A 3244-nucleotide genomic window follows, 5' to 3' on the forward strand; every position below is an offset into this window, starting at 1 on the left:
CATTTTGTTAATTATCCATATTTATATAAATTTATTACTATATTTATACTAATAGTTAACTATAAATCGCTTATATAAATCTTAATTGATAATAGAAATCAATTGAATAGTGATTTCTGATATTTATTAAATGTAAATGAGAAATTATCTTTTATTTCCAATGTAATAATCTAAATTATATCCTAACTTATTAATAAGAAACTCATACCCTTAACTTGAAAGTATTAATTTATAAGAAAATCCACTCCGTAAACTTTATTCTTCTATTACTTTAAAAACTATCACCAAATTTAGACTAAATATAGTTAGCTAAAGAAAAATAAAATTCAAAAAGGAGTTACCTAAATTTATTTTCAGTAACTTGTTGCAAATAATATTCTTAATTCCCCATTATTAAGTATCCATATCAATAAAAAACTCCCTCAGGAGTTTCTAAATCTATTTTCAGTAATTTGGAACAAATTACATCCTAAATTGCTAATTCATAATTGTTAATTGAAAAAAGGTTGCCTTTCAGCAACCTTTGATATATTATTCTACAACACTTACTCTTAATAGGTTTGTAGCTCCAATCTTATCTACTGGAACTCCTGCTGCGATTACAACAGTATCACCCTTCTTAACAAATCCGTTTGTTTCTGCAACCTTAACTGATTCTTCCATCATATGGTCAGTTGATTGCATTTGTCCAGATACTACTGGGTAAACACCAAAGAATAAAGCTAATTTCTTAGCAACTTTTTCATTTGGAGTTACTGCAACTATTGGACAGTCAGGTCTACATTGAGATAGTCTTCCTGCTGTTGCTCCACTTTGAGTTGAAGATATAATAGCTGAAGCTTGTAATTCAAATGCAGCATTTGCAGCAGCTCTTGAAATAACTCCTGCTATTGCAGGTATATGGCTCTTAGCCTTTGAAGTAGCTATTTCATAATGTAATTGATTCTCTGCTTCTACAGCTATCTTAGCCATAGTTTCAACAGCTTCTACTGGCCAATCTCCGTTAGCTGATTCTCCAGATAACATTATAGCATCTGTTCCATCATAGATAGCATTAGCTACGTCTGATACTTCTGCTCTTGTTGGTCTTGGGTTTCTTATCATAGAATCTAACATTTGTGTAGCTGTTATAACTGGCTTGCCAGCTTCATTACATTTTCCTATTATAAGCTTTTGAACAGCTGGTAATTTTTCCATAGGAATTTCAACTCCTAGGTCTCCTCTAGCTACCATTATACCATCAGAAGCTTCAATTATAGCATCTATATTATCAACACCTTCTTGGTTCTCTATCTTAGAGAATATTTGAATGTGCTCTCCACCATTTTCCACTAAAACTTTTCTTATAGCTTCTACGTCTGCTGCTTTTCTGATGAATGATGCAGCAACTAAGTTAACTCCGATTTCACAACCGAATTTTAAGTCAGCTATATCTTTTTCTGTTAATGCTGGTAATTTTATTGATACTCCTGGAACGTTAACTCCTTTGTGAGTTCCAACAAATCCAGTATTCATAACTTTACAGTTGATTTTATTTCCATCAATAGATTCTACTTTTAATCCAACTAAACCGTCATCTATTAATATAGTATCTCCTACTTTAACATCATTTGCTAAACCTTCATAAGTAACTGTACACTTAGTAGTATCTCCAATTACTTCTTCTCCAGCATATATTACAAAGTTATCACCAGTTTTTAATTCAACTTTCTTTGGTTCAAACTTACCTGTTCTTATTTCTGGTCCTTTAGTATCAAGCATTATAGCTATTTCTTTATTATGTTTCTTTGCTAATTCTTTTACTAAATTAATTCTTCCTGCATGTTCAGCATGATCTCCATGTGAAAAATTATGTCTTGATGCATTCATTCCTGCTTCTATTATCTTAGATAATACTTCTGGACTTTCACTAGCTGGTCCTATAGTACAGATCATCTTAGTTTTTCTCATGTAATTAACACTCCTTCAATTCTATATATAATATTTTCAGCTTATTTAAAAGCTCTATTTATTAGGTAATAAGAGTAATTAATTTTACTCTACATTATGAATTAATTATGATGATATTTCATTTGCCATTTCAAATAATTCTTCATCAAATTTTCTATCTAAAGCTAAAGCTTCATCTATATCATCATCTATTATTTCGTTATTTCTAATTCCTATAACTCTTGAAGTTTTTCCTTCTAATAATACTTCAACAGCTTTTGAACCCATTCTTGATGCTAAAACTCTATCATTTGCAGTTGGGCTACCACCTCTTTGGATATGTCCTAATACAGTTGCTCTAGTTTCAATCCCAGTAACACTTTCAACATATTCAGCTAATTCTTGAGCTCCACCTACACCTTCAGCTAATAGCACTAGGTTGTGAATCTTACCCTTTTGTTTTCCTTCTAATATTACCTTACATAGTTCTTCTTTAGAGTATCCCTTTTCTGGAGTAATTATATACTCAGCTCCACCTGCAATACCTGCATATAAAGCTAAATCTCCACAATCTCTTCCCATAACTTCTATTATAGAAACTCTTTCATGAGAAGTTGATGTATCTCTAACTTTATCGATAGCGTCAATTACTGTATTTAATGCAGTATCGAATCCAATTGTATAATCAGTATAAGTTAAGTCATTATCGATAGTTCCAGGTAAACCTACAGTCTTAACACCAAGCTTTGATAATAACTTAGCTCCTGTAAATGATCCATCTCCACCAATAACTACTAAAGCATCTACTCCATAAGCTTTTAATATCTTTGTAGCTTTAATTCTTACTTCTTCTTTTTTAAATTCAGTACATCTAGCAGTTCTTAAAATAGTACCACCTCTATGGATAATATCTGATACTGAAGATCTATCCATATTGAATAATTCACCATTAATTAAACCACTATATCCTCTTTGAACTCCTACTACTTCAAGTCCATGATGTAAAGCAGTTCTTACAACAGCTCTTATTGCTGCGTTCATTCCTGGAGCATCTCCACCACTAGTTAAAATAGCTATTTTTTTCATGTTGTTTCCTCCTTAACACCACTGGGACAAAGGTTGTCCCACTTTATGTGGAATTATCCATTTTTTTTATTTACTATAATAAATTTAAATTATTTACCTTAATCATTTCTATTTACTAAATTTAATCACTTTATTTATTTTACTTGCAACTCTCACTTTATGCAACTAAAATAAGTGCAATATTACGATTTTTATCGACTTTTTATTCACTCTATTTTATATTATAACC

The 3244-nt window shown here is 30.9% G+C and carries 2 protein-coding genes; both read right to left on the reverse strand.

What is annotated here, in order from left to right:
- Positions 1–531 precede the first annotated feature (531 nt).
- Positions 532–1950 carry a pyruvate kinase gene (gene pyk, locus E6248_RS14720; protein ID WP_316341535.1) on the reverse strand — a complete coding sequence of 473 codons (1419 nt, stop codon included), beginning with the start codon at positions 1948–1950 and terminating at the stop codon, positions 532–534.
- Positions 1951–2055: 105 nt separating this feature from the next.
- Positions 2056–3015 (reverse strand): 6-phosphofructokinase, encoded by a 960-nt coding sequence (pfkA, locus tag E6248_RS14725; RefSeq protein WP_316341536.1) that lies wholly within the window; start codon positions 3013–3015, stop codon positions 2056–2058.
- Between the last annotated feature and the right edge of the window lie 229 nt (positions 3016–3244).

Origin of the sequence: Clostridium sp. (genome assembly GCF_032552055.1) — a bacterium.
Taxonomy (GTDB): domain Bacteria; phylum Bacillota; class Clostridia; order Clostridiales; family Clostridiaceae; genus Clostridium.

Coding starts and splice junctions, on each gene's coding strand:
- pyk (WP_316341535.1), bottom strand. CDS start 1,950: ATGAGAAAAACTAAGATGATCTGTACTATAGGACCAGCTAGTGAAAGT.
- pfkA (WP_316341536.1), bottom strand. CDS start 3,015: ATGAAAAAAATAGCTATTTTAACTAGTGGTGGAGATGCTCCAGGAATG.